The 25,644-nt window shown below is 33.1% G+C and carries 23 protein-coding genes; 12 read left to right on the top strand and 11 right to left on the bottom strand.

Annotated features, from left to right (window positions below):
• Positions 1-171: 171 nt before the first annotated feature.
• The 4 genes from V6624_RS04060 to V6624_RS04045 form a co-directional block, all read right to left on the bottom strand.
• Positions 172-513, bottom strand: coding sequence for a hypothetical protein (locus V6624_RS04060; protein ID WP_111287767.1), 342 nt, complete (start codon positions 511-513; stop codon positions 172-174).
• A 22-nt stretch (positions 514-535) separates the two neighbouring features.
• Entirely contained in the window at positions 536-2,074 is a 1,539-nt protein-coding gene (locus V6624_RS04055) for an MFS transporter (protein WP_111287765.1), read from the bottom strand.
• On the bottom strand, positions 2,061-3,632 hold the full coding sequence (locus V6624_RS04050; RefSeq protein ID WP_111287763.1) for a glycoside hydrolase family 10 protein: 1,572 nt from the start codon (positions 3,630-3,632) through the stop codon (positions 2,061-2,063). Before V6624_RS04050 ends, V6624_RS04055 begins: the two co-directional genes overlap by 14 nt.
• Before the next feature lie 162 nt (positions 3,633-3,794).
• Positions 3,795-5,003, bottom strand: a complete 1,209-nt coding sequence (locus V6624_RS04045; protein ID WP_111287761.1) for an anhydro-N-acetylmuramic acid kinase — start codon at positions 5,001-5,003, stop codon at positions 3,795-3,797.
• Positions 5,004-5,209: 206 nt separating this feature from the next.
• On the opposite strand from V6624_RS04045, the gene V6624_RS04040 reads away from it, so the two are divergent.
• From V6624_RS04040 to V6624_RS04030, 3 genes are read left to right on the top strand one after another with little or no spacing between them, the layout of a single operon-like run.
• Complete coding sequence (locus V6624_RS04040) at positions 5,210-5,767, top strand: LemA family protein (protein WP_111287759.1); 558 nt, start codon at positions 5,210-5,212, stop codon at positions 5,765-5,767.
• Entirely contained in the window at positions 5,767-6,723 is a 957-nt protein-coding gene (locus V6624_RS04035; RefSeq protein WP_338840943.1) for a DUF3137 domain-containing protein, read from the top strand. The genes V6624_RS04040 and V6624_RS04035 overlap by 1 nt, the downstream gene beginning before the upstream one ends.
• Positions 6,724-6,751: 28 nt before the next feature.
• Positions 6,752-7,063 carry a hypothetical protein gene (locus V6624_RS04030; protein WP_338840942.1) on the top strand — a complete coding sequence of 104 codons (312 nt, stop codon included), beginning with the start codon at positions 6,752-6,754 and terminating at the stop codon, positions 7,061-7,063.
• Between the two features lie 48 nt (positions 7,064-7,111).
• Here the strand turns inward: V6624_RS04030 and V6624_RS04025 are convergent, their stop codons facing one another.
• The 3 genes from V6624_RS04025 to V6624_RS04015 all read right to left on the bottom strand — a co-directional run bounded on the left by V6624_RS04025 (position 7,112) and on the right by V6624_RS04015 (position 8,805).
• Positions 7,112-7,345, bottom strand: coding sequence for a hypothetical protein (locus V6624_RS04025; RefSeq protein ID WP_338840941.1), 234 nt, complete (start codon positions 7,343-7,345; stop codon positions 7,112-7,114).
• Positions 7,346-7,540: 195 nt separating this feature from the next.
• The gene (locus V6624_RS04020) at positions 7,541-7,972 is read right to left on the bottom strand and encodes a hypothetical protein (protein WP_162614971.1); all 432 of its coding nucleotides are present in this window, start codon (positions 7,970-7,972) and stop codon (positions 7,541-7,543) included.
• A gap of 185 nt (positions 7,973-8,157) precedes the next feature.
• Entirely contained in the window at positions 8,158-8,805 is a 648-nt protein-coding gene (locus V6624_RS04015; RefSeq protein WP_338840940.1) for a hypothetical protein, read from the bottom strand.
• 477 nt (positions 8,806-9,282) lie between these two features.
• Here V6624_RS04015 and V6624_RS04010 point away from each other — a divergent pair, with 477 nt between their 5' ends.
• Complete coding sequence (locus V6624_RS04010) at positions 9,283-12,189, top strand: FAD-binding and (Fe-S)-binding domain-containing protein (protein WP_338840939.1); 2,907 nt, start codon at positions 9,283-9,285, stop codon at positions 12,187-12,189.
• A gap of 238 nt (positions 12,190-12,427) precedes the next feature.
• Here the strand turns inward: V6624_RS04010 and V6624_RS04005 are convergent, their stop codons facing one another.
• Positions 12,428-13,588 carry a Gfo/Idh/MocA family oxidoreductase gene (locus V6624_RS04005; protein WP_338840938.1) on the bottom strand — a complete coding sequence of 387 codons (1,161 nt, stop codon included), beginning with the start codon at positions 13,586-13,588 and terminating at the stop codon, positions 12,428-12,430.
• A gap of 384 nt (positions 13,589-13,972) precedes the next feature.
• Here V6624_RS04005 and V6624_RS04000 point away from each other — a divergent pair, with 384 nt between their 5' ends.
• Together V6624_RS04000 and V6624_RS03995 are read left to right on the top strand one after the other, a co-directional pair.
• Complete coding sequence (locus V6624_RS04000; protein ID WP_338840937.1) at positions 13,973-15,907, top strand: amino acid permease; 1,935 nt, start codon at positions 13,973-13,975, stop codon at positions 15,905-15,907.
• Positions 15,908-16,196: 289 nt separating this feature from the next.
• Positions 16,197-17,291 (top strand): DUF695 domain-containing protein, encoded by a 1,095-nt coding sequence (locus V6624_RS03995; RefSeq protein WP_338840936.1) that lies wholly within the window; start codon positions 16,197-16,199, stop codon positions 17,289-17,291.
• A 115-nt stretch (positions 17,292-17,406) separates the two neighbouring features.
• Here V6624_RS03995 and V6624_RS03990 read toward each other — a convergent pair whose 3' ends face one another.
• Positions 17,407-18,630, bottom strand: a complete 1,224-nt coding sequence (locus V6624_RS03990; RefSeq protein ID WP_338840934.1) for an aminotransferase class I/II-fold pyridoxal phosphate-dependent enzyme — start codon at positions 18,628-18,630, stop codon at positions 17,407-17,409.
• A gap of 217 nt (positions 18,631-18,847) precedes the next feature.
• Between V6624_RS03990 and V6624_RS03985 the strand changes: the two genes are divergently transcribed.
• The 3 genes from V6624_RS03985 (at position 18,848) to V6624_RS03975 (ending at position 19,945) form a co-directional block, all read left to right on the top strand.
• Entirely contained in the window at positions 18,848-19,306 is a 459-nt protein-coding gene (locus tag V6624_RS03985) for an Lrp/AsnC family transcriptional regulator (RefSeq protein ID WP_053471104.1), read from the top strand.
• 113 nt (positions 19,307-19,419) lie between these two features.
• A complete protein-coding gene (locus V6624_RS03980; protein WP_338840931.1) occupies positions 19,420-19,665 on the top strand; it encodes a hypothetical protein in 246 nt (81 codons plus the stop codon).
• Complete coding sequence (locus V6624_RS03975) at positions 19,655-19,945, top strand: type II toxin-antitoxin system RelE/ParE family toxin (protein ID WP_111287736.1); 291 nt, start codon at positions 19,655-19,657, stop codon at positions 19,943-19,945. Before V6624_RS03980 ends, V6624_RS03975 begins: the two co-directional genes overlap by 11 nt.
• A 172-nt stretch (positions 19,946-20,117) precedes the next feature.
• Here V6624_RS03975 and V6624_RS03970 read toward each other — a convergent pair whose 3' ends face one another.
• Positions 20,118-21,134: an SseB family protein gene (locus tag V6624_RS03970; RefSeq protein ID WP_338840930.1), complete on the bottom strand. Its 1,017-nt coding sequence runs from the start codon at positions 21,132-21,134 to the stop codon at positions 20,118-20,120.
• 251 nt (positions 21,135-21,385) lie between these two features.
• On the opposite strand from V6624_RS03970, the gene lpdA reads away from it, so the two are divergent.
• On the top strand, positions 21,386-22,789 hold the full coding sequence (gene lpdA / locus V6624_RS03965) for a dihydrolipoyl dehydrogenase (protein ID WP_338840929.1): 1,404 nt from the start codon (positions 21,386-21,388) through the stop codon (positions 22,787-22,789).
• 155 nt (positions 22,790-22,944) lie between these two features.
• Positions 22,945-23,487, top strand: a complete 543-nt coding sequence (locus V6624_RS03960) for a lipocalin family protein (protein WP_338840928.1) — start codon at positions 22,945-22,947, stop codon at positions 23,485-23,487.
• 57 nt (positions 23,488-23,544) lie between these two features.
• Here the strand turns inward: V6624_RS03960 and V6624_RS03955 are convergent, their stop codons facing one another.
• Positions 23,545-23,922 carry a DoxX family membrane protein gene (locus tag V6624_RS03955; RefSeq protein WP_111287728.1) on the bottom strand — a complete coding sequence of 126 codons (378 nt, stop codon included), beginning with the start codon at positions 23,920-23,922 and terminating at the stop codon, positions 23,545-23,547.
• Positions 23,923-24,221: 299 nt separating this feature from the next.
• On the opposite strand from V6624_RS03955, the gene V6624_RS03950 reads away from it, so the two are divergent.
• Positions 24,222-25,508 (top strand): anthranilate synthase component I family protein, encoded by a 1,287-nt coding sequence (locus V6624_RS03950; protein ID WP_338840927.1) that lies wholly within the window; start codon positions 24,222-24,224, stop codon positions 25,506-25,508.
• The last annotated feature ends 136 nt before the right edge of the window (positions 25,509-25,644 follow it).

Raw genomic sequence — 25,644 nt, 5'->3', positions numbered from 1 at the left:
TCTTTTAATTTTCTAACACATAGAAACATAGTATTTAGTTCTTGGAAAAGGCGTTTCACTTTATTTAAATACATCCCGACACTTCGGGACTATGTGTTGAGAAATGAGTTTCTCTTTTTTATTCTTTTCACACAAAAAAAATCTATGTTTCTATGTGTTTAAAAGAATGTTTTATTTCAACTTTGATTTCTTTTGTTTGGCTAATTGTTTTTTGGTTTCAATTGCTTTTTCTAATCGGTTTTTAAAACGAAAAAGTTTTGGCAATCCTTCTAATCGATCTTCAACCGTGATTTCTTCATAAACCAAAATGGCTTTTTCTAAAACCCGAATTTCATTATCCAGATCGTTTTCATTTTTGTAGATCGTTGCTAATCGATCGTAAGGATGATTTCCTTTAAAGCCTTCTGCAACATTTTCTTCATACAACTCAATAGCTTTTTCAAGATTTCCGTTTTTCTCGAACTCAGTTCCTTTCAGATTTCGTTCGGCCTGCAAATTTTCATTGATTTCCATATGTAAGAGTTTGATTTGGGGTTTAAACTTCTTCAGATTTTTTCCCAAAATCTTTCGGGAAAATTAAAAAACGTGATAAAATAAGACCTGGAATTGTAGCTAAGAAAACCCAAACAAAGAAGTTTCCATAACCTAAATATTTTTGTATAAATCCGCTTAACATTCCTGGAAGCATCATTCCTAATGCCATAAAACCAGTTGCCAGTGCATAATGCGCTGTTTTTGATTCTCCTTCGGCAACATGAATTAGATACATCATGAAGGCTGTAAATCCAAAACCGTAACCAAATTGTTCAAAAATAACTACAGCGTAAATGTAATAAATTGATGCTGGATGAAAGAAAGCCAATAAAATAAATCCTAAAATTGGAAGATGCATTGCTAGAAACATTGGGAGCATCCATTTCGTAAGACCTTGTTGAGAGATTAGAATTCCTCCCAATATTCCTCCTAAAGTTAAAGCAATGAGGCCAAAAGTTCCATAAATTAAACCAACATCTTCGGTTTCGAGTCCCATTCCACCTTTGTGGATTGTTGCCTGATTTCCATTTGTAGTAATTAATTCATCAACGAAATTAATTCTTGCTTCATTTACTTTTTTATATTCTTCACCTTTTTTGGGTTGAGTTTCTAATACAGGTTTTTTTTCTTTTCGGGTATCAGCAACAATTGGTAATTTGGAATATAATAATTGTAATTCTGATGCTTCAAGTTTTATGCCTGCTTTTACTTTGGTATTATATAGGTATAATGCCTTTTTTTCATCTAAGTCTGCAGTTTTTTGTACTAGTTCATATTTGATTGGGTCAACTAAAAAGGGAGTTAACATTTTTAATAACTGTGATTCTCCTAATCTAAAAACCAGAATAAAAATTAAAACAACTGTAATTTGTTTTTTCTTAAAAAAGCTGATAAAAATAGTTCCAAAGCTTTGATGGTGTTGTTCTTTATTTTCTACGAAATTAATTTCGTTTTTAGGTGTAAAAATGAAATTGTAAATGGTAATAAGAGTCATTAAAAGACCAACAAAAATCATGGTATACGACCAAGCTTTCGTATTGTCACTGTATTTATATTCTAAATAACCTGCTAAAAGTATTATTAATCCATTTCCGGCTATCATAGAAGCTCTGTAAAATGTACTTCTTATTCCTAAAAAAAAGGACTGCTCTTCTTTTGGTAAAACCAATAAATAAAAGCCATCACTTGCAATATCATTTGAAGCAGAAGCAAAAGCTGCAGCCCAAAATATTGCTAAAGTAACAAGGAAAAAATTATGTAAGGAAAGAGTGAATCCAACAATTAAAAAAGCAATAGAAATAAGCAATTGCATCCATAAAAACCATTTTCGTTTTGTGCCATAAAGCTCAACTAATGGACTCCATAATGGTTTGATTACCCAAGGAAGATAGAGCAAACTTGTATACAAACCGATATCTTCATTAGTTATGCCTAACTTTTTATACATCAAAACCGACACGGAGATGATAATTACATAAGGAAATCCAGAAGCAAAATTAAGAAGCGGAATCCAGAACCAAGGTTTGTTATCTATTTTCATTTGGCTGAGCAGGTATATAGTTTTTAAATGGCTTTTTTAAATCTATTGCAGTTGGGGCGCTTTCGTTGGCGTAGTAATCAATAAAAGTCACAGCGCAAGCTTTGTACAGGTTTAGTTTTCCTGCCGCTATTGCGAAAGTGATTTTTCCGTCAACTTCTTTTATCGTTACTTTTTCAACGATTTTTGTTGCGTCGTTAATATCGATTTTTGAAATATGGTCACCTCCATAAACTACCATATAACGAACTTTTGTATTCAGCGGACTTTGGAATGTAAAGTTATAGCGTATACTATCTTTATTATACTCTGATAATTTTGGCGTATCAATAATTACATGGCGTAAATTAGGAACTGCAGCAGGAAGTGCAGGATATTTATATTGATTTTCTTCTAAATGGCGAACCACATCAAAGTTTTTACCCATGAACCATTTTGAACTGAAATAAGCACTTCCAGAAACATTTTTGAAAGTCCTTAAAAAATCAATTTGTGTTGGAATTTCGGTCATATAATTCCAGCTTTTATCACCATCACCTCTAATTTTATACGAAGCGTGACCAATATAAACAGCAGTATTATTTGAGTTTTCAGACCACCATTTCACCAATTTAGAATAAGAAGCTCTCGGATTGTTCATGCTCCAGTACAATTGAGGTAGAATATAATCGATCCATTTTTGGTCCATCCAAAGCATTGGATCTGCATACAAATCATCATAATTTGAAGTCGATTGTGTTTCAGAACCTCTTGGATCTTGAGATTTATTTCTCCAAACCCCAAACGGACTAATTCCGAATTGAACCCAAGGTTTGCTTTCTTTAATCGTGTTTGAAATAGCGTGTACAAAGTTGCTCACATTCGCACGACGCCAATCGGCAAGACTTAAGCCTGAACCATATTTTTTGTAAGATGCAGTATCGTTAAATACTTTTCCTGGAACAGCATAAGGATAGAAATAATCATCAAAGTGAATTGCATCAATATCATATTTATCAACCACTTCTTTAACCACTTTTGTTAAATGCGCTTGAACTTCTGGTAAAGCAGGATCATAATAGTATTTTCCGCCGTATTCAATCATCCATTCTGGATGTTTAAAAAGATCGTGATTTGGACTTAAAAGATTTTTATTTAAATCAAAAGTTGCACGATAAGGATTCAGCCACGCATGAAACTCAAATCCTCTGTTGTGCGCCTGCTCGATCATCCAAGCCAAAGTATCGTAATACGGATTTGGAGCCAAACCTTCTTTTCCGGTCAAAAATCGTGACCAAGGCGCAAATTCTGAAGGATAAATAGCATCTCCAACACTTCTAACCTGAACAATTACGGCATTATAATTTAGTTTTTTGTAAGCTTCTAAAATTTCAAGATAATCAGCTTTCTCTTTTTCTACGTTGTCTGTTGCAGTTTTAGGCCAGTCAATATTTACAACAGTAGCAATCCATACACCTCTAAACTCATTTTTTGGGTACATTGTTTTTTCCTGCGCCGTCAAAATTGTATTAAAGAAAAATAGGAATAGTATAGAGAATATTAAGTACTGATTTTTATGCATTTCATTGTTTTTTAACAGGAATCAAAAATAGTTTTTTTCCGCCACGAATTCACGAATTATTTTTTTTATGATTGAAGATAATCCAATCAGCATATTCTGTGTAATTAATCGCGCTTATTTCGCATAGATTAGCGCTAAATTCGTGAATTTGTGGCTATAATTTTAATCAGGAAACGAAATTTTCCCCATTGTTACAGATGGAATTCCTTTGCTGTTTCCAAAATTATAATCACCTCCAGAAACGGTTTCGTTTGCCAAAAGCGCAAATAAAACAGCTTCTTTGGCATCGCTTAAAATGCCCAAATCGTCGCTAGTATGAAACTGGCAAGGCAATAATTCTTTTAGCCATTTTACCAATAACGGATTATTCGTTCCGCCTCCAGACATGTAAATATGAAAATCTTCTGCTGAAATAGGAGTGTTTTTTATGGTGAAATAAATTGCTTCTGCAATAGTTTCAGCACTTAAACGTGTTAAAGTCGCCAGCAAATCTGATGCCGAAATATTTTGTAAGTTACATTTTACCAAAGCCGACTGTACAAAATCGAAATTAAACAGCTCTTGTCCAATCGATTTTGGAAAACTTTTTTGGAAGAAATCATCGCTTTTTAATTCGTTTAAAAGTTCTTGATTTACAGTTCCTTGTTGCGCAATTTCTGCATCTTTGTCGTAACTTTTTTCAGGGAAATAATGTTTGGTAAAAATATCGATTAACGTGTTTGCGGTTCCAGTATCGGTTACAAAAACTTCCTCGGCGTTTAGAGAGGCTGGGAGATAAGTATAATTACCAATTCCGCCCATGTTGAGCATAATTCGGTTTTCGCCTTTTTTTCCGAATAATAAATAATCGCCGTAAACCGCCAAAGGTGCGCCTTCACCGCCCGCCGCAACGTGTTTTTGTCTGAAATCTGAAAGTGTGATAATCCCCGTTTTTACCGCAATATGATCTCCGTCTCCAATTTGCAAAGTCGCGTTTGGAAATTTTTCCTGCTGATGCAAAAACTTTGGTGCATGCAAAACCGTTTGTCCGTGCGATGCGATTAAATCAACTTCGTTTGCGGGAATGTTCCATTTTGAAAGACAATCGTTGATCATGCCGCTGTGCAATATTCCGATCCACTCGTTTAATAAAGCCAAATGCTGAAAATCGATTGTTTTTTTTGCAAATACTTTTCTAATCTCGTTTTTAATGTCTTCAGAATAAGAAATGGTTTCAAATTCAAGGATTTTCACATTCGTATTTGCGCCAGAACCAGAAACAGCACATAAAGCAATATCAAGTCCGTCGAGAGAAGTTCCAGACATTAAACCAAGTATTTTTCTGGTTTCTTTTTGAGCTATATTATAGAGTGCGATTATATTTTTATTCATTTAAAATGAGGGTTTATAGTAGTCAGTTTATTGATAACGCTAAAATGGGATTATTTCGGATATAAAGCTATAGATTTTATGCAATTTTTATTTTTGATTGTCATTTTAATTAATGAAAATTTGTGATATAAATCTTAAAAAATAAAAGCTAAACTTACTGCCTTTTCTATATATTTGCCGATAACCAATTCAAAAAAATACACACCATGATTGTTATTCTAGGACTTATTGTATTCCTTCTTATTGTTGGAATTGTCATTTACAATTCACTAATTGGAAAAAGAAATCAAGTTACCAATGCGTTTTCGGCGATTGATGTAATGCTAAAAAAACGTTTCGATTTGATTCCGAATCTTGTTGAAGTCGTAAAGCAATACACAAATTACGAACAAAGCACTTTAACCAAAATTGTTGAGCTTCGCGCTAAAGCAACGTCTGGAACTTTAACCGACAAAGAAAAAGCAAGTTTGGACACTGAATTAAGTTCGGCTGTAAAAGGTTTAATGGTTACGGTTGAAAATTATCCAGATCTAAAAGCAAATACGATTTTTTTAAATCTTCAAACAACTTGGACAGAAAGCGAAGAGCAAATCGCAGCAGCGAGAAGAACTTACAATGCAGTAGTGACCGATTATAATAATGCGATTATGATGTTTCCAGGTAATATGTTTGCAGGAATGCTGGCGTACACTAAAATTGATGTTTTAGAAACACCAGAAGAAGAACGTAAAAATATTAGTGCAAAAGAACTATTTAATAATTAATGGATTCAGAAATAAATTCGAAAGCAAACTTGCAGGACATTCTGAATACCTTAGAAGTTGATCGAAAAAAAATAGCCGAAACCTATCAAACCAGCTATATCTTATTTGGTCTTGCGTTGGTAATTTTACTTGTTGGATTATTTATCCGATTTGTTGCTTTGGGAATTATTGGCTGTTTAGTTCCTTTGATTATCGGGATTGTCATGTATTTTAGAATAGATGAGGATGTCAAAAAATACAAATTGACTTATAAAATGAGTGTTGTTGGAGCGGCGTTAAAAGACATCAACGACACGCTGACTATAACGCCACAAAGTGGACTTCCAGAATATGAGTTTATAAGTTCGGAACTTTTTACAACAAGACCAGATCGCTATAAAACACAGGATTTAATAAGCGGAATAGCCGATAAAACCTCTTTTTGGTTTGCCGAAGTTCATGCAGAATATAAAACGGAAACTCGAACTAAAAATGGAACAAGAACAGAATGGCACACCATTTTTAAAGGAATTGTTTTTGTTGCCGATTTTAATAAAAACTTTGAAGTTTCTACAGTTGTACGTCCAAAAAGTTTTGGTGATAGCATTGGAGCGTGGTTTTCTAAAAACGTTTTTAGTTTTGGAAATACTGAAGTAGTACAACTCGAAAACATTGATTTTGATAACAAGTTTGTTACCTATTCTAGAAACCAAATTGAAGCGCGCTATATTTTAACGCCTGCGATGATGGAGAGAATTTTGGATTTAAACAGCAAATCCGACGATACGATTTCGATCTCGTTTATTCATTCCAAAATGTATATCGCTTTTCCGTTGTCTCACAATTACTTCGAACCGCCTATTCATTCCTCGCTTTTAGTTCCAGATTTACTTACTAGCGATCTTTCGATCGTTCAGTTTATGCAAGATATTGTTCATGAATTGGATTTGAATACTAGGATTTGGGGGAAGGAGTAATCTAAGAAGTAATTAAACTATAATGTTTATGAAAACAACTTTAGCTTATATTTTTCAATTTTTGTATTGGGTTTGGTTTGTGCTTTTTTTCTTTTATACCATAAGTGAGATTTTTAGACTTGCTCAGTCTCCTGTAGGTAAAGGAATCGTTTTTATGGGTGTCTCAACTTTGGTTTTATTTTTTGTTGGACTTTTCCTGTATTTATTTACACTTACCGTTGAGATTCCAAACGAGATGAATAAATTTTTAAGATCAGGATCTCTTGTTTTTTGTCTTCTTTTGATTTTAGTGTTTTTTATTTTTATGCGGAATAATGGTGATTTGAAAGTTTATTATTAAATATATAAAAACCTCGATTTTTAAGTCGAGGTTTTTCTTTTAATCTTTTTACTCCACCTCCAAATAAGGATTTAAAGTCTCAGCCAATTCATTGAGCCAGTAAAAGCTGTCTCTTAATTTGATGATTTCGCTTTGAAATGTTTCATGTTCGCTCAAAACGCATAAAGCGAGTGTAAAATTTACTTGCCTTAAAGTTTTAGCCATTTCAACAGGATCGATTCTGTCGTTGAAAAAATTCAAAAGCTTGATTTCGGTTTGTTTTGAAATTGTGTTTGCATTCATAAAGTCGTAGTTTAAAAATAATAAAACCCTTGTAAATTAGTGGTTCTAACGCCTACGACAGCGTTACGGTCGTTTCCGATACCGTCCACATAATACAAGGGCAAAGCCTATTTAGTTCTTAAGGTCGTAGTTTAAGAATTGTAAAAGTATCAAAAAAACGACAAAAAGTAAGAAAAATAATATATTTTTAAAGAACTAATGTTTAAAAATATATTTTATCGATTGATTATGATTCTTAAAATATTCTAGATTAATTAAAAAACTTCTTATTCGAGATATTTGACTATCAATAGGATTCGTTTTTACATACAAATAGTATGTTGTGTTTTTCCATACGAAAGGATCACTATTATATTGAATTGGATAAAGTTTTCGTAATCTTTCTTTAAAAGGATTAAAATTTATATCAATAATTAATTGATCTATTTTTTCTTCTAACGCTGGTTTTATTCTTTCTAATTCTGAAATACTTATTTCAAAATCAGATTCTTTATTTATTCTCTCTAAAATATGTTTTTTTAAATCTTCTTCAATATTGAATTGCATAAAAAACTCATAAACTAATTCTATGTTAGCAGAGAAAATACGTTTGTTATCTAAATTAAAAACTAAATAAAATTTCATCAAAGTTTTTCTATTTTAAGCTAATATAAGAAATACTTTGTGATTAAAAATAGAATCTTCTAATGAAACCAAGTGCCCTAGCCCTGATGGGAGCGGCATCTCCCGATTTAGAAAAACCAGGCTTTTTAGCCGTAGTTTTTGTTTATCGGGAATATAGCGGACAGCAGGAATAGCTTCTGAAAAATATCTTATTTGATTGGCCAGCCAAATTTTAAAATATGTTGTATAAAGTCTTCGGCTTCTTTGTTGGTTTCGATTACATAATCATACAAAGAAAAATCGACACTGGGTTCTTTTGTAACGGTTGCAAATTTGATATTTTCATTTGAAAATTCGATTGCTAATTTATGTTCGAAATTTTCAGGAAAGCAATCAATTTCATAAATCTGAAATTCGTTGAAGGCTTCGTAAAAGGTTATTTGTGATCCAAATATGGTTTTTAAGTAATCCTTGAAATTTTCCACGTTTATTTCTCCTGTATTAGAACGATCTTTTGATGCATTTTCTTGTTTTTTGTCAAATACAAAATCAGAGAAAAGTAATGCAGATAAGATAATATTTAGACACCAGACAGAACAGATAAACGAAAATCCATAATAATAAAGGTCATAGTCTTTTTTTATATAGGTTATGCTAAAACCTGCGATGAAAATTAAAATGGTTATAAAGCTTGTACTAGCAGTGGGTTTTAGATTAAAGCATAGTCTTAAAGTGATTAGCTGAACGGATAGATAGACAATTAAAACGGCAAGAAAAGCAAAGACCTCAATTCCGAAACTGAATGTTAGCATTACGAAATAAAAGAGACAAAATGCTAGACCTATGAAAAAGAACATAAGAGTCATGGTTAGAAAATTGCGAATAAATTTTCTAAAAATACAAGAATGAAAAATGCCTAAAAAAGTGCAATAAATTACATAAGAATTAATAAAAGACCTATTTGTTATTTTGTTTTCAAGATAAGAGGTTCCGAAAAATAAGAGGAGGTTTAGTATTATTCCAAACAAAATAAAAAAAGAAATTCTTTTGAATAATTTGTCTGTTTGAATGTCAAAAAAATGATCTTCCATCTAGATGTTTTTGAATTTGAAGATAATATTACGAATAAAATAAACAAGTAAAAAAATCTTTGACATTCTAAATCTTTGAATATCTATTTCAACACAAACTCATTGTAGGATTCTCTCAGAATTTTATAAAATATGATGGAGTTGTTAGATAAATTCATAAAATAGAGTCGTTTTGCCCTGCGATATTTTTATCTTTGTGGTCTGAGTTTTTTCAGGAAATATTTTTATAAAAAGCACATTTACATGTTGACCCAATCTCATTTAGAGCAATTATCCGCTAGTCTCGAAGGCACACTTTTATTCGATGAGCTTCATAAAACGCTTTATTCTACAGATGCTTCGGTGTACCGAATTAAACCCAATGCCGTGGCAATTCCTAAAACGACTGAAGATATTGCCAAATTGATCCAATTTGCAGCACAACATAAGCTGTCGATTACGCCAAGAACCGCGGGAACTTCGTTGGCTGGACAAGCGGTAGGAGATGGATTGGTAGTTGATGTGTCGAAGCATTTTACTAAAATTATTTCGTTTGATGCAGAAAAGAAAACCGTTACGGTTCAGCCAGGCGTAATTCGCGATGAGCTGAATTTATTCTTAAAACCTCACGGCGTATTTTTTGCACCCATTACATCAACATCAAATCGCGCTATGATTGGCGGAATGGTGGGAAATAATTCATCAGGAACTACTTCGATTCGATATGGTGTTACGCGTGATAAAATTGCTGAGGTAAAAGCACTTTTAAGCGACGGTTCTGAAGTGGTTTTTAAAGACCTGACTTCGGCTGAATTTATCGAAAAAACAAAAGGTGATTCTTTAGAAAATAAAATTTACAAAACGATTTACGATGAGCTAACTATAAAAGAAGCTCAGGAAGAAATTGTAAAAGAGTTTCCAAAACCAGAAATTCACAGAAGAAATACGGGTTATGCGGTTGATATTCTGTTGAAATCGGAATTATTTGGCGGAACTGAGCCAACCATAAATCTTGGAAAATTACTTTGCGGAAGCGAAGGAACTTTGGCTTTTACAACCGAAGTGACGCTGAAAGTTGACGATTTGCCGCCGCCTCACAGCATTATGGTTGTCGGGCATTATCATACCATTCAGGAATCTCTAGAGTCGGTTGTAGTGGCGATGAAACATCATTTGTACACTTGCGAAATGATCGACGATACGATTTTGGATTGTACCAAAACCAATCGCGAACACATTAAAAACCGTTTCTTTTTGGTTGGAGAACCAAAAGCAATTATGTTGTTTGAAGTCGCATCGCACACTTTAGAAGATGCCGAAAAACAAGCCGATGCCTTGATTGCTGATTTAGAGAAAAACAATTTTGGTTACGCTCGTGTAAAAATCTACGGAAACGATATTGACAAAGCCAATGAATTGCGAAAAGCAGGACTTGGACTTTTAGGAAGTATTGTAGGCGACGATAAAGCAGCAGATTCGATTGAAGATACAGCGGTAGAATTGAGCGATTTACCAGCGTATATTGCTGAGTTTTCGGCGATGATGTTAAGACACGGACAAGAAGCGATTTATTACGCGCATGCGGGTGCGGGAGAATTGCATTTGCGCCCCGTTTTGAATTTGAAGAAAACATCTGACTTAAAATTATTCAGAACCATTGCGACCGAAGTAGCGCATTTGGTAAAAAAATACAGAGGTTCGCTAAGTGGTGAACACGGAGACGGAATTGTGCGCGGAGAGTTTATTCCGTTCATGATTGGCGATAAGAATTACGAACTTTTGAAAAGAATCAAATTGGCATTCGATCCAAATTCGGTTTTGAATATTGGGAAGATTGTCAACGCTTTGAAAATGGATGAAAACCATCGTGTCATTTCGGGCAGAGTAGAACCAGATATTAAAACGTTTCAAGATTTTTCAGATAGTTTAGGAATCTTGCGTGCAGCAGAAAAATGCAACGGTTCTGGAGATTGCCGAAAATTGCCGTCTGGCGGAGGAGCGATGTGTCCGAGTTATCGTGCGACTAGAAATGAGAAAGAAACGACTCGTGCAAGAGCCAATGCGTTGCGAGAATATTTGACGTATTCTGAAAAAGAAAACAAATTTGACCAGAAAGAATTATATGAAGTTTTTGAGTTGTGCGTAAGCTGTAAAGCCTGCGCAAGCGAATGTCCAAGTAATGTGGACGTTGCAACTTTGAAAGCGGAATTTTTATATCAATATCAAAAAGCAAACGGATTTACAACGCGAAATAAGATTTTTGCCAACAATGCCAAACTGAACAAAATGGGAAGTAAATTCCCGTCGATTACGAATTTTATTTCGAATCAGTCTTTGGTGAAAAAAACAATGGGAATTGCGCCTGAAAGACAAGTTCCGCTTTTGGCGAAAAAGACTTTTAGAAAATGGTATGCAAATAATAAACCTTCACAAGGAGATTTTCCGAATGGGAGATTGTATTTGTTTGTAGATGAATTCACGAATTATTATGATGTAAATATCGGAATCGATGCTTTCGAATTATTGACAAAATTAGGTTATCAGGTTTTGGTTGTTGATCATGAAGAAAGTGGAAGAACCTATCTTTCAAAAGGATTCTTGGAAGAAGCGAAGAAAATTGCGAATCATAATGTAAGTGTTTTTAAAGATTTGGTTTTAGGAAACGCACCTTTAATCGGAATAGAACCTTCGGCAATTTTGACTTTTAGAGACGAATATCTTCGTTTAGCCGATGATAAAGAAGCTGCAGAAAAGTTATCTAGAAATGCTTTTACAATTGAAGAATTCTTCAAAAAAGAAATCATAGACGGGAAAATCACAGCCGATTCTTTTTCAGAAGAAAGTAAAGAAATTAAAATTCACGGACATTGCCACCAAAAATCGTTGAGTTCTGTTGAAGCGACTTTTGCAATGCTGAACCTGCCAAAAAATAATACGGTTACGATTTACAATTCGGGTTGTTGCGGAATGGCGGGTTCTTTTGGTTATGAAAAAGAGCATTACGAAGTGAGTATGCAAATAGGAGAGGATACGTTATTTCCAAAAGTGCGTGCTACAGCAGGAAATGTAAAAATCGCTGCTGCTGGAACAAGTTGTCGTCATCAAATTTATGATGGAACAAAACGTGAAGCCCAGCATCCGGTTAGTATTTTGAGAAGCTGTTTAAAGTAATTTAACCGCAAAGTTCGCAAAGAATTACGCAAAGAGCGCTAAGATTTTTTGCCACAGATTAAAGGATTAAAAAGATTTTTTCAATCTTTATCTAAATAATTTTTCACGCAGATTTTACAGATTTAGGCAGATTTAATTTTAAACCAGAGATAACTACTAATCTGCGATTATCTGCTTAAATCTGTAAAATCTGCGTGAAATAAAAATCATTTTAATCCTTTAATCTGTGGCAAAATAACTATTTCAAACTAACTTTTTTGCCAGTTTCAGCTGCTTTATAAATGGCGTTGATGATTTTGACGTCTTTAATTCCTTCTTCGCCTGTAATATGATTTGGAAGTTTTTGGTTTGCTAAAATCACTTTACAAATTTCATCCATTTGGGTTTGCTGTTGGTTTATAACCGGGAAATTAAATGGTTTTCCATCAGATCTTTTACCTACAAAAGGTCCATAACTCACAGCAGGACTCATTTCGAAGAAACCTTCATCTGCGGCAGCATGAAATCGGTCGATTCCAAAACCGTAAGAACTGCTGCAATTGGCAACAGCGCCACTCGGAAATTCCATTTGCCAGGTGATATTTTCTTCTACTTGAGCAAATCTGTTTTTATTGTTTATAGTTCCAAATTGTGCGGTAACAGCAATTGGTTCTTCGCCTAAAACATAGCGGGAAACTTGTATACAGTAAACTCCTAAATTGATTAAAGAACCGCCTCCTGCCCATTTTTTAGTCAGTCTCCATTCATTACGGGCATTTAAATCAACAGGTTTATTAACGTCATGAATATCGTAAGTGCTATAACCTAGAGAAGTTTCGATATAACGAACTTGTCCCAAAACTTTTTCTTGTCCCAATCGTTTTACTTCTAGATGATTTGGTTCATAATGCAAACGATATCCCATTGCCAATTGAACATTATTATCGTTGCAGGCTTTGATCATTTCTTCACAATCTTCAATAGTAATTGCCATTGGTTTTTCTACAATTACATGTTTTCCTGCCTTTGCAGCGCGAACAGTAAATTCTTTGTGCAGTGCGTTTGGAGTTACAACGTATACTAAATCAATGTCTTTGTTTTTTATGATTGAATCGAAATTTTCGTAATTATAGATATTCTTTTCAGGAATATTATATTTCTTTTTCCATATTTCAGCTTTTGAAGGTGTTCCTGTGACAATTCCAGTAAGTTGACAATATTCAGAAACCTGAAGACCTTCAGCTAATAATGACGCATAGTTTCCTAAACCGCATAACGCGATATTTAATTTTTTTCCAGTGTAGGGTTTGTGAACTTTTTCTGTTTCGGTAATAAAAGAAGGAAGTGTAGTCATCACAACCGAAGCGCCAACACCAAGTCCAAATTTATTTACAAAAGAACGTCTTGTGATTTTTCCCATAAATATGATTCTTTAAAAATTAAATACTACTTGTATTAGTAAGCTCATTTTGATAAATGTTACATTTGTGTTTTAAAATAGATTTAACCGCAAAGAGAGCAAAGAATTACGCAAAGTTCACAAAGGTTTTATTTCTCAAGTAGATTTGATTTTAAAATCTACATAAATATTTTCATCACAACAAAAATCTGCATTATCTGTGAAATCTGCGTGAGAAAATTTATAAGACAAAGATTTGAAAAAATAATTCGTGAATTCGTGGCGAAAAAAAACACCAGAAAAACAAAATGGTTTTATATATTTGAAATCAGGATATTTTTTGCATTATTTGCAAAATAAAACCAGAACGACTGAATTAAATCAATTTATAATAGCAAAACATATATGGCATTTTCAAGTTTATTCCGAAAAAAAACAGTGCAGGATATTCTGAAACAGGTTGCAAAGAATGAGGCAGACGGTCATGAGGCATTAGGAAAGCACCTTACAACCAAAGATTTAACTGCTTTTGGAATTGCTGCGATTGTTGGTGCGGGGATTTTCAGCACGATCGGAAAAGCGAGTGCAGACGGAGGACCAGCCGTGATATTTTTGTTCCTTTTTACAGCTCTTGCATGTAGTTTTGCAGCTTTTGCTTATGCTGAATTTGCATCGATGGTTCCCGTTTCAGGAAGTGCTTATACGTACTCTTATGTGGCTTTTGGAGAAATAATTGCCTGGATTATCGGTTGGGCTTTAATCATGGAATATGCCGTTGGAAACATAACTGTCGCCATATCGTGGAGTGATTATTTCACAGGACTTCTCCAGAGTGGCGGAATTCATTTACCGCAGTGGATTCAAATGGATTACTTAACCGCTTCAAACGGATTTAAAGATGCCGAGGCTTTAATGCGAGGCGGAAAATCATTCAAAAATTTAAGTACAGCTTTACAGCAAGCGCATACGGCTTGGACAACAGCTCCAACAATAGGATCATTTCATTTTGTGACTGATTTACCAGCTTTATTCATTATTATTATGATTACGGCTTTGGTTTACAGAGGAATGAAAGAATCTCGTAACGCAAGTAACTTAATGGTTGTTGTAAAACTTTGTGTGGTTCTTTTAGTAATTGCTGTTGGAGTATTTTATGTAGATACAGCAAATTGGGATCCGTTTGCTCCAAATGGAGTTAGTGGAGTTTTAAAAGGAGTATCAGCTGTTTTCTTCGCTTATATTGGTTTTGATGCTATTTCGACAACTGCTGAAGAATGTAAAAATCCGCAGAGAGATTTACCACGCGGAATGATGTGGGCGATTATCATCTGTACTATTTTATATATTGCCATTGCTTTGGTTTTAACTGGAATGGTAAAATATCACGAATTAAATGTTGGAGATCCTCTTGCCTTTGTTTTCGATAAATTAGATTTAAAATGGATGTCAGGAATTATTGCTGTAAGTGCAGTTGTGGCAATGGCGAGTGTTTTATTGGTGTTCCAAATGGGACAGCCTCGTATCTGGATGAGTATGAGCCGTGATGGATTATTGCCAAAGAAATTCTCAACTGTTCATCCAAAATTCAAAACACCTTCTTTTGCCACTATTGTAACAGGTTTTGTAGTTGCAGTTCCAGCATTATTTTTAAACTTAACAATGGTTACCGATTTATGCAGTATCGGAACTTTATTTGCCTTTGTATTGGTTTGTGCGGGAGTTTTAGTTTTGCAAAACAAACCTGAAATTCCACGAGGAAAATTCAAAACGCCTTACATCAATTCGAAGTTTATTCTGCCAGTTTTAATGATTGCCGGATTGTATTATGCTTTTGCTTTCAACAATAAAGCGACAATGGCTTTTATTAATAATGAGCCTCAAATTTACGATGCAACTTCAATCGTAACTTCTTTGGACAAATCAGAATCTGAAAAAGTTTTCAAATATTTAGAAAGTATCGAAGTAAACAATAAAACGGCTGAGACGTCAGATTTAGAGCATTTATTAGGACAATATCAAGACGACGAATCTAAATATGCCGAAGTTGTAAAAGGTTTGCCAATTGCTGATTCTGCAAAATACGAATCAGGTTTCAGTTTATTCAAACACAAAATTCCAATGTGGATATTCCTATTCGTTTTGGTTGGATTAGCCGTTTGGGCTTTCAGAAAAAATCTTTCTTTAATTCCTCTTTTAGGATTAATCTGCTGTCTTTACATGATGGCCGAATTAAGCGTTTGGAACTGGATTTATTTTACCGTTTGGTTACTAATTGGACTATTTATTTACTTTACTTATAGTAGAAAAAACAGTAAATTGAATACTGAAATTATCAGTTAAAAGTAAAAAGAGATATGTAAAAAGCCGTTTTGAGAAATTCTTAAAACGGCTTTTTATTTTCACGCAGATTTAAAATGATCTAAGCAAATGTGGAAGATAAATTTCTAAAAAAATCCAAATGAATCTGCTCAGATCTTTTAAAATCTGCGTGAAATAATACTTTGTCGACTTAACTTCTTTATTGCCAATATGTTTTAAAAACTTTCTTTTTTATAGAAATATTCTTATGTTTTAAAATGGCTTTTCCTTAAGTTTGTTTCAGTAAAATTTAAAATATAATTTGTAATAAATGAGTTTTCTTGATAAAATATTGGGCAAAAATGATGCTCCAATACAATCTAATAATGACTTCTGGAATTGGTTTTTAAAACAGGAAAAAGAGTTTTTTAAAATCGTTAAAAACAGAGGAAATATTCACCAAGGTTTTTTTGAAAAATTAGCTCCAAAATTAGACGAGATTCACTTCGGAATTTATTTCTTAACTGGAATGTTTGATGACAATACAGTTGAATTAATCCTAACGCCAGATGGTGCAATCAGAAATATTTATGCCATTGAAGAATTAGTAAATGCAGCACCTCAAATTGATGGCTGGAAAATTACGGCGTTAAAACCTTCATCAGACGTTCAAAATATTGGTATCGATTATGAAAACTTTAAATTCGATAAAGATAATTTAAAGTTTTATCCGAATGTTCATGAAGATTATCCAGACGAAATAGATTTAATAATTGTTTATGATGATTTTGTAGAAGAAAAAAGAGCGGCGGTAACAAATGGAGTTTATATTTTCTTAGATAATTATTTAGGCGAATTGCATTCGGTTACTTTGATTGATAATATGAAAGTAGTTGGTCCAGATACTATTTCAGAGGAATTAATTCCAATTGAAAAATTAAAAGATTATTTAATTTGGAGAGAAAAAGAATTCGTCGAAAAATACGAAGGTACAAGACATAATACGGAGAATGATGGTTATGCTAATTTTGAAGGAAAAGGGCAGGATGGTTCGGTAGTTTTGGCTTTAATCAATACAACGTTAATGGAGTGGGATAAAAAAGCATCGCATCCGTGGATTTTTATTGTTGGAATTCCTTTTGAAGATTGTGGCAACGGCGGATTACCAGATGAAAGAACCTATAAATTGCTAGACGAAATAGAAGAAGAAATGATTCAAATTTTGCCAGATTCTGATGGGTTTTTAAATATTGGAAGAGAAACGGCAAATAATAAAAGAGAAATCTTTTTCGCTTGCAAAGACTTTAGAAAACCAACCAAAGTAGCTGATGCATTGATTAAAAAATATAATGGTGTTTTTGAAATAAGCTACGAAATTTACAAAGACAAATACTGGCAGTCGTTTAGACATTTTGAGCCAAGATAAATTACAAAAGCCGTTCTGGAGTTATTCAGAACGGCTTTTTTAGAAAAAAAAATCCGCTAAGAGAAAAGATCTCCAGCGGATTTAAACAAACTAATAAAAAATCGTGCAAATTTATTTATAGAGAAATGTTTTGCTTTTGTAATACTCCAAGCTCTTTCATGCAAGCTTTCATCATTTCGTAAGTACGTTGAATATCATTATCCAATCCAATAGAAAAACGAATTAAACCATCAGTTAATCCCATTTCTTTTTGTTCTTCTAACGGAATTTCACTTGAAGTTGAAGTTCCTGGCGCGCTGAATAAAGTTTTGTAAAAACCTAAACTTACTGCCAGATAGCCCAGATTTCTTTCCTGCATTAATTCCATTAATTCATTGGCTTTTTCCAAAGAACCAACATCAATTGTTAGCATTCCCCCAAAACCATATTCGGGATTAATCATTGTTTTGTACAATTCATGACTCGGGTGACTTTTCAATCCAGGATAAACCGTTTTTAAGCCATCTTTTTCAAATTGATCAGCGAGAAAATGTGCGTTATGACTATGTTGCTTAATTCGGATATGAAGTGTTCTCAAGTTTTTCATCACACTTGCAGAACGTAAACTATCCATTGTTGGACCTAAAAGCATACTTGCGCCAGAATTCACATTTTTCAGCGAATTAATAAAATCTTTAGACGCACAAGTCACACCGCCAACTGTATCACTGCTTCCGTTAATGTATTTCGTCAAACTATGAATTACAATATCTGCACCCAATTTCGCAGGAGAAACTGATAATGGCGAAAATGTATTATCTACAACTAGTTTTAAATTGTGTTTTTTAGCAATTTTAGCCAAACCACGAATATCAGCGACTTCCAATAACGGATTACTCACCGTTTCGCAATACAAAACTTTCGTTTTAGAAGTAATTGCAGCTTCTACAACATCTAATTTAGTAATGTCTACAAAGCTTGTTTCAATTCCAAAACGAGGTGTAAAATTCTTCAAAAAAGCATAAGTTCCGCCGTAAATCGTTCGGCTTGAAATGATATGATCGCCTGCACCGCACAATTGCAATAGAGTAGGAGTAATAGCGCCCATGCCTGAAGCCGAAACATTAGCAGTTTCTGTTCCTTCCATTGCTGCCAAAGCCTTATCCAAATACAAATTACTTGGCGAAGAATGACGCGAATACAAATAACAGCCTTCCATATTGCCTTCAAAAGTATCAAACATGGTTTTCGCCGATAAAAAAGTATAAGTTGAAGAATCAGAAATCGACGGATTCACACCGCCAAATTCACCAAAATATTGTAAATCCTGAATTTTGTCAGCTGGATTAAAATCTTTCATTTATAGTTAGTTTTTTTGTTTCAAGTTTCAAGTTTTTTCAAAAGAAATCTCTGTCAAAGAAAGAACGGATTAGATAATTAATCAATAATGTTTGTATTTTTTAGATTTTAAAACTATAAATTGATTTTTATAATGATTTTTAATCTAAATTTGAATGGATAAAATCCAATTAATAGATTTTCTTTCACTTCAATAAACTGTCAATAATCAACTAAAAATGACTTTAGACGAAATAGATAAAAAACTCCTCGTTTTACTTCAAACCGATAGCAAAAAGACCAATAAAGAATTGTCTTTAAAACTCAATCTATCAGTAACCGCAGTTTACGAACGAATTAAAAAACTCGAGCGTGAAGGCATAATAAAAAACTACGCGGCTTTAGTTGATAAATCCAAAATTGAAAAAGGTTTTGTGGTTTTCTGCCATTTAAAATTAATTCAGCATACTAAAGAGTTTTTAACCAAATTTGAAAGTGAAGTCATCAAATTAAATGAGGTTTTAGAATGTCATCATGTAAGCGGCGATTATGATTATATCCTGAAAGTTTTAGTAAAAGATATGGAAGCTTACAGAGAATTTTTAGTTACAAAATTGACTTCTTTACAGCATATTGGAAGCACGCAAAGTATGTTTATGATTAGTGAAGTGAAGAATTCGACAGTGATTTCGTTCTAAGATATTGAGATGCTGAGATTCTAAGTTTTTTCTCTGAGACTTTGTATCGCAAAATAAGTTTTAACATAATTGAATCATTATAAATCTTAAATTTGAGTTTAAATACAAACAAAATGGAAACGAAGGAATTAAGACGTAAGCTTATAAAAGATTTTGGTAAATTCATTGATGACGATTCAAAATTAGAAATTTTGGAAAGCGTTTTTGATGCCATTAATCACGATGAAAAAGAGTCAATTGTTCCTGATTCACATTACAATTTAGTTGCTGAAGAAAGAGAAAAATATTTGTCTGGAGAAATAGAGGCAAATAGTTGGGAAGAGGTCGAGCAACGTTTGAATGCAAAATATGGTTTTTAAAATTAAAATTTTACCATTAGCAGAAAAAGAAATTGATGAATCTATTGAATTTTATGAAGGCAGAAGTAAAGGTTTAGGAAAGCAATTTCTAACTTATTTAAGATCTTATCTAAAAGTTTTAAAAATAAATCCAGAATTATTTGAGATTAAAAAAGAACCAGGTTATCGAGAAATGACTCTGGTTAAATTTCCTTTTGTTATTATTTATGAGATTATTGGTGCTGAAATAATTATTTATTCAGTATTTCATACTTCAAGAAATCCTGAAAGAAAACCTTAAATTGAAGGTTTAAAGGTTCAGAGTAGCAAAGGTTCAAAGGTTTTTTCTGTAGAGACGCACTGCTGTGCGTCTAAAATCAAGTATGTCATTTCTTAAAAGTTGAACATTAACAGAAATTCTCAGTTTAATTTGCACAATTATCTTTTGGCAACATTTTAATTAAAAACAGTTTTTATCTAACAGCATCTTCAAAAGTCGGTCGTTTTCGTTTTTCAGCTATGACGTCTTTTATAATTGATTCAACATTTTTATTTATAGAATCATTAGGCTGTAGTTTGATTGCTTTATCAATTGTTTCTTTTGCTTCTTGGTCTTTTTTAGCAACAAGTAAGTTCATTGCATGATTGCCCAATAACGCAAAATCATTGGGGTTTCTTTTTAGAGATTCTTCAGAATAAAATATTGCTTTATCGATGTCTTTCAAGTGCATAGCTTCTAGTGAAGCTTCCATAGGAATTATATGGTTTTCTAATTCAAGTTTGAAAGCTAATTCCAATTGGTCAAGAGCTTCTTGATGTCTTTCCAGTCTTTGAAGTGCTTTAGACATTAATACCATACTTTGCCAATGTTCAGGAATTATCTCAAGACATTTTTTGAAGCCTATTATAGACTCTTCAAGCTTTAACTTTTCAAATTCATTTAATTCTTTTCTTCTGTATCCGTCCAACATAACTAGTCCTTCTTGTTTTTTTGCAGCTTGATCAAAGATTTCATTAAATTCTTGATTTTTTTTATTCTCGAGTTCCTGCTCGTCAATTCTATTATAGATTGTTCCATTTAAAATACTTTCGATTTCTTCTGGAATTAATTCTTTTGCAAAATCTGAAAATGGATTTAGTACAAATGTTGCTCCATTCAAAACTTCAAACAAATCTTGTCCTTTTAAGGTAAGATATGGAACATTTTTTTCCATTATTCCTTTTTCAAATATTCTATTTACTGATGTAAAGATTGGAATGTGTCCGTTTTCAAAAATAAAACACTGAACAGTTGTATTCTGTTCTGGAGTTTGAGATCCAATTTCCGAAATAGTGTTTTCACTAGTAACTATAAATAATTGACTCTCTAATAATTTGTGATAAAATTCCTTTTGAGTAGAAAAGTTGGACGCAGCTTGCATCAAACATTTTTCTAATTCATTCTCAGGAAATTCAGTTTTCTTATTTTTAAATATGTCAAATAATCCCATTGCTTGTCTTTTGTGTACTCCTTAAGAATTGTTTCTAAAGTTTTGCCAATTTAATTATTTTTCTTTTAAAGTAAAATTATTCCTAAAAAAGAAAACTTAGCGCCCCGATAGCTGTCGGGATTGCGTAAAATCTTTGCGCTCTTTGCAGTTAAATAAAAACCTCGTATTTCACATAAAAAACATTGAAATTTAAACTTTAAACAAAACTTTATTGCTTAATTTTGTAACCGCTAAAATAAAAACAAAATACTATGAGTTCATTTGACGTAGTCATTATAGGTTCAGGTCCTGGAGGATATGTATCAGCAATTCGTTGCGCACAATTAGGTTTCAAAACTGCAATTGTAGAAAAATATAATTCATTAGGCGGAACTTGCCTTAACGTAGGTTGTATTCCTTCAAAAGCATTATTATCTTCTTCTCATCATTATTCAGAAATCGCTCATTTTGCAGATCACGGAATTGAAGTTTCTGGTGATGTAAAAATCAATTTAGAGAAAATGATCGCACGCAAACAAGCTGTTGTAGATCAAACTGTAGGTGGTATTAACTACTTAATGGAAAAAAATAAAATTACTGTTTTCAATGGTTTAGGTTCTTTCGTAGATGCAACTCACATTGCTGTTGCAAAAGCTGACGGAACATCAGAAACTATCGAAGCAAAATATACTGTAATTGCTACAGGATCAAAACCATCTTCTTTACCATTCATCAAAATTGATAAAGAAAGAATCATTACTTCTACTGAAGCTTTAGCTTTAAAAGAAGTTCCAAAACACTTAGTTATTATTGGTGGAGGAGTTATCGGAATCGAGCTTGGACAAGTTTACCTTCGTTTAGGAGCTCAGGTTTCTGTAGTGGAATTCATGGACAGAATCATTCCAGGAATGGACGGAGCTCTTTCAAAAGAATTGACTAAAGTGTTGAAAAAACAAGGAATGAAATTCTACGTTTCTCACAAAGTAAAATCAGTTGAAAGAAATGGCGATGCTGTTGTTGTTCAAGCTGAAAATGCAAAAGGAGAAACAATCACTCTTGAAGGAGATTACTCATTAGTTTCTGTTGGTCGTCGTCCTTACACAGACGGATTAAACGCTGACAAAGCTGGAGTTAAAATTTCTGACAGAGGACAAGTTGAAGTAAACGATCATTTACAAACTAACGTTCCAAATATTTATGCAATTGGTGATGTTATTCGTGGAGCAATGTTAGCACACAAAGCGGAAGAAGAAGGAGTAATGGTTGCTGAAATTTTAGCAGGTCAAAAACCGCATATCGATTATAACTTAATTCCTGGTGTAGTTTACACTTGGCCAGAAGTTGCTGCAGTTGGACAAACTGAAGAGCAATTGAAAGCAGCTGGAGTGAAATACAAATCAGGAAGTTTCCCATTCAAAGCTTTAGGACGTGCAAGAGCAAGTGCTGACTTAGACGGATTTGTAAAAATCTTAGCTGACGAAAAAACAGATGAGGTTTTAGGAGTTCACATGATTGGAGCACGTACAGCAGATTTAATTGCTGAAGCGGTTACTGCAATGGAATTCAAAGCTTCTGCTGAAGATATTTCAAGAATGAGCCATGCGCACCCAACTTTCGCGGAAGCGGTAAAAGAAGCAGCATTGGCAGCTACTGAAAATAGAGCTTTACACGTATAATTTACGTTCAAAGATATTTTAAAACCGCTGGAGTAATCTAGCGGTTTTTTTATGCAATATTTTTAAGCTTTATATAATATAATATTCAAAAATAATTTTGTAAATTAGATGTAGATTTCAGGTGCTATCTTTATGATAATTAAAAAGATAGTATTATGAAAAGTAGATATGTAGTTCCAGTTTTGATTGGAGCAGGAATTGGAATCGCGCTGTACTCATGCGGAGGCGGAATTCCCAAAAACGCACAAGCTGTTACAAACTTTGACAGCAAAAAATATCTCGGAAAATGGTATGAAATTGCCAGATTAGATTACAAATGGGAAAGAGATCTGAACAATGTAACTGCTGAGTATTCTTTAAACGAAGACAATACAATAAAAGTCGATAATAAGGGCTATAATGTCAAAAAAGACAAATGGGAACAAAGTGTCGGGAAAGCTAGATTTGTCAAAAAAGACAATATTGGTATGCTGAAAGTCTCATTTTTTGGTCCTTTTTATTCTGGTTACAATGTCGTAGCAATCGATCCTGATTACAAATACGCACTTGTGGCTGGAGAAAGTTTAAAATATATGTGGATACTTTCTAGAGAAAAAACAATTCCAGAAAGTGTAAAAGCAGATTTTCTTATCAAAGCTCAAGAAATTGGATATAATGTAACCGATTTGGTTTGGGTAAAACATGATAAGGTAAATTAAAATAAAAAGCCCGTCAGAATAAATCTGACGGGCTTTTTATTTTTACATAAAAATGTATTATGCAGTAAAAACACTTTTGTAATTATCCCAGTATCTGTAAATCAAGAATAAATTAGCCAGAAATAACAATGCGGCAATTGGAAGTTTTTCCGGAGACATAAAGTAGTTAATGAACAGAATATTTACCGTAATTGGTAAGATCAAAATGTTGGCTAAAGTTACATAGCGCCCAGTTACAAATGCAAGTCCACAAATTAATTCTATTGATTTTGCCAACGGAAATAAATAAGTAGAAGCAATTAAACCCATGTTAAAAGCTTTAAAGTTGTCATTTGTTATTGGCTCTGGTGGCATTAGATTGAAGAAATAGCTGAGAGAGGCAAAAAGTAACAAAAGGCCAATTAAAACGCGGACAATAATTGTGGCAATTTTCATAATACTTAGGATTTTTTAGGGTTAAAAAATATAAATAAGTTATTGGAAAAGATGCAATCTAAAGCTCAAATTAGAATCACAAATTGGTTTTTTTGAGGTTCTTTTTTAAGGATTTTACAATCAAATTAATCCGATTTTGGGATTAATCTAATTGTATATCAAATATAACGATTTTTTTCTTATTAAATAGATGTCTTTTTAACAGTTTTGCGTTAAGATTTCAATCCTATCAATATTTTTTCAGGCTTCTGTTAATCAAAGATTTTTGTCGTAATTTTGATGTTTAAAATTTACCCTTTTTGAGAGTTTCCATTCATAAAAATATTGCAAATCCAAAACTGTTTAAAGAACAGCTTTTAAGTTGGGCGCAGCAATTTCGCGAAGTCGTTTTTTTAGACAGCAATTCTTATCCGCAACAGTATTCTAATTTTGACTGCATATTAGCAACAGATGCTTTTACTTCTTTAAAAACAGATTATTACAATGCTTTTGAAGATTTAAAACAATATCAGCAAAATACAAAAGACTGGCTTTTTGGATACCTTTCTTATGATTTAAAAAATGATATTGAAAATCTTCAATCCAATAATTTTGACGGATTGGATTTTCCTGATTTGTTTTTCTTTCAGCCTAAAAAGATTTTTATTTTAAAAGAAAATGAACTCGAAATTCAGTATTTAATGCTTTGTGATGATGAGGTTGAAGAGGATTTTGAGGAAATAATAAAAGTTCAGACCGAAACATTTGTCACACTGAGCGGAGTCGAAGTGAAGCAGCGTATTCCTAAAGATTTATATGTTCAAAAAGTAAATAAAATACTCGAACATATTCATATTGGGGATATGTACGAAGGGAATTTCTGTATGGAATTTTATGCTGAAAATGCCATTATAAATCCGCTGGAAAAATTTCAGAAGCTTAATGAAATTTCGCAAGCGCCTTTTTCGGTTTTCTTTAAAAATTACAAACAATATTTGCTTTCGGCCTCGCCAGAAAGATATTTAACAAAAATTGGAGATAAGATTATTTCGCAGCCAATTAAAGGAACTTCAAAACGTTTTTCTGATCCTGTTGAAGATGAAGCTTCAAAAAATATCTTAGCGTCAGATGTCAAAGAAAGAGCTGAAAATATCATGATTACCGATTTGGTTCGAAATGATTTATCACACACCGCGCAAAAAGGTTCTGTGGTAGTTGAAGAACTTTGTGGAATCTATTCGTTTCTGCAAGTGCATCAGATGATTTCTACAATTACTTCAAAATTAGATCCGCAATATTCGGCAGTGGATGTTTTGAAAACAACATTTCCGATGGGAAGTATGACAGGCGCTCCAAAAATTTCTGTAATGGAAATTGTAGAAAATCTAGAAGAAACAAAAAGAGGATTATATAGTGGCGCAATTGGTTATTTTACACCTGAAGGCGATTTTGATTTTAATGTTGTAATTAGAAGTATCTTATACAATCAAGAAAATAAATATGTTTCTTTTTCGGTTGGAAGTGCTATAACAGCGTTGTCAATTCCTGAAAAAGAATATGAAGAATGCTTGCTGAAAGCCAAGGCAATGCATGAAGTTTTGCAATAATTTTTATTCGCAACGACCCGAGCGATAGCGAACAGGCGGAGCAATTCACGAATTTATTATTATCAAAGATTATCAAAATAATTCGTGAATTCGTGGCAGAAAAAAAACAGCGCTTAACATTTCGTTTAAAAATAGA

This window comes from Flavobacterium ginsenosidimutans (genome assembly GCF_037478105.1).
GTDB classification, from domain to species: Bacteria; Bacteroidota; Bacteroidia; order Flavobacteriales; family Flavobacteriaceae; genus Flavobacterium; species Flavobacterium ginsenosidimutans.
This window is presented reverse-complemented; position numbering and strand designations above follow the sequence as displayed.

What these genes read in the sequence shown, in the direction of transcription:
- V6624_RS04050 (WP_111287763.1), bottom strand. Translation starts at nt 3,632, where the DNA reads ATGCATAAAAATCAGTACTTAATATTCTCTATACTATTCCTATTTTTC.
- V6624_RS04005 (WP_338840938.1), bottom strand. Translation starts at nt 13,588, where the DNA reads ATGGGAAAAATCACAAGACGTTCTTTTGTAAATAAATTTGGACTTGGT.
- V6624_RS03980 (WP_338840931.1), top strand. Translation starts at nt 19,420, where the DNA reads ATGGAAACGAAGGAATTAAGACGTAAGCTTATAAAAGATTTTGGTAAA.
- V6624_RS03960 (WP_338840928.1), top strand. Translation starts at nt 22,945, where the DNA reads ATGAAAAGTAGATATGTAGTTCCAGTTTTGATTGGAGCAGGAATTGGA.
- V6624_RS03975 (WP_111287736.1), top strand. Translation starts at nt 19,655, where the DNA reads ATGGTTTTTAAAATTAAAATTTTACCATTAGCAGAAAAAGAAATTGAT.
- lpdA (WP_338840929.1), top strand. Translation starts at nt 21,386, where the DNA reads ATGAGTTCATTTGACGTAGTCATTATAGGTTCAGGTCCTGGAGGATAT.
- V6624_RS03985 (WP_053471104.1), top strand. Translation starts at nt 18,848, where the DNA reads ATGACTTTAGACGAAATAGATAAAAAACTCCTCGTTTTACTTCAAACC.
- V6624_RS04030 (WP_338840942.1), top strand. Translation starts at nt 6,752, where the DNA reads ATGAAAACAACTTTAGCTTATATTTTTCAATTTTTGTATTGGGTTTGG.
- V6624_RS03970 (WP_338840930.1), bottom strand. Translation starts at nt 21,134, where the DNA reads ATGGGATTATTTGACATATTTAAAAATAAGAAAACTGAATTTCCTGAG.
- V6624_RS04025 (WP_338840941.1), bottom strand. Translation starts at nt 7,345, where the DNA reads ATGAATGCAAACACAATTTCAAAACAAACCGAAATCAAGCTTTTGAAT.
- V6624_RS04035 (WP_338840943.1), top strand. Translation starts at nt 5,767, where the DNA reads ATGGATTCAGAAATAAATTCGAAAGCAAACTTGCAGGACATTCTGAAT.
- V6624_RS04000 (WP_338840937.1), top strand. Translation starts at nt 13,973, where the DNA reads ATGGCATTTTCAAGTTTATTCCGAAAAAAAACAGTGCAGGATATTCTG.
- V6624_RS04045 (WP_111287761.1), bottom strand. Translation starts at nt 5,003, where the DNA reads ATGAATAAAAATATAATCGCACTCTATAATATAGCTCAAAAAGAAACC.
- V6624_RS03995 (WP_338840936.1), top strand. Translation starts at nt 16,197, where the DNA reads ATGAGTTTTCTTGATAAAATATTGGGCAAAAATGATGCTCCAATACAA.
- V6624_RS04015 (WP_338840940.1), bottom strand. Translation starts at nt 8,805, where the DNA reads ATGTTCTTTTTCATAGGTCTAGCATTTTGTCTCTTTTATTTCGTAATG.
- V6624_RS04060 (WP_111287767.1), bottom strand. Translation starts at nt 513, where the DNA reads ATGGAAATCAATGAAAATTTGCAGGCCGAACGAAATCTGAAAGGAACT.
- V6624_RS03955 (WP_111287728.1), bottom strand. Translation starts at nt 23,922, where the DNA reads ATGAAAATTGCCACAATTATTGTCCGCGTTTTAATTGGCCTTTTGTTA.
- V6624_RS03990 (WP_338840934.1), bottom strand. Translation starts at nt 18,630, where the DNA reads ATGAAAGATTTTAATCCAGCTGACAAAATTCAGGATTTACAATATTTT.
- V6624_RS04040 (WP_111287759.1), top strand. Translation starts at nt 5,210, where the DNA reads ATGATTGTTATTCTAGGACTTATTGTATTCCTTCTTATTGTTGGAATT.
- V6624_RS04055 (WP_111287765.1), bottom strand. Translation starts at nt 2,074, where the DNA reads ATGAAAATAGATAACAAACCTTGGTTCTGGATTCCGCTTCTTAATTTT.
- V6624_RS04010 (WP_338840939.1), top strand. Translation starts at nt 9,283, where the DNA reads ATGTTGACCCAATCTCATTTAGAGCAATTATCCGCTAGTCTCGAAGGC.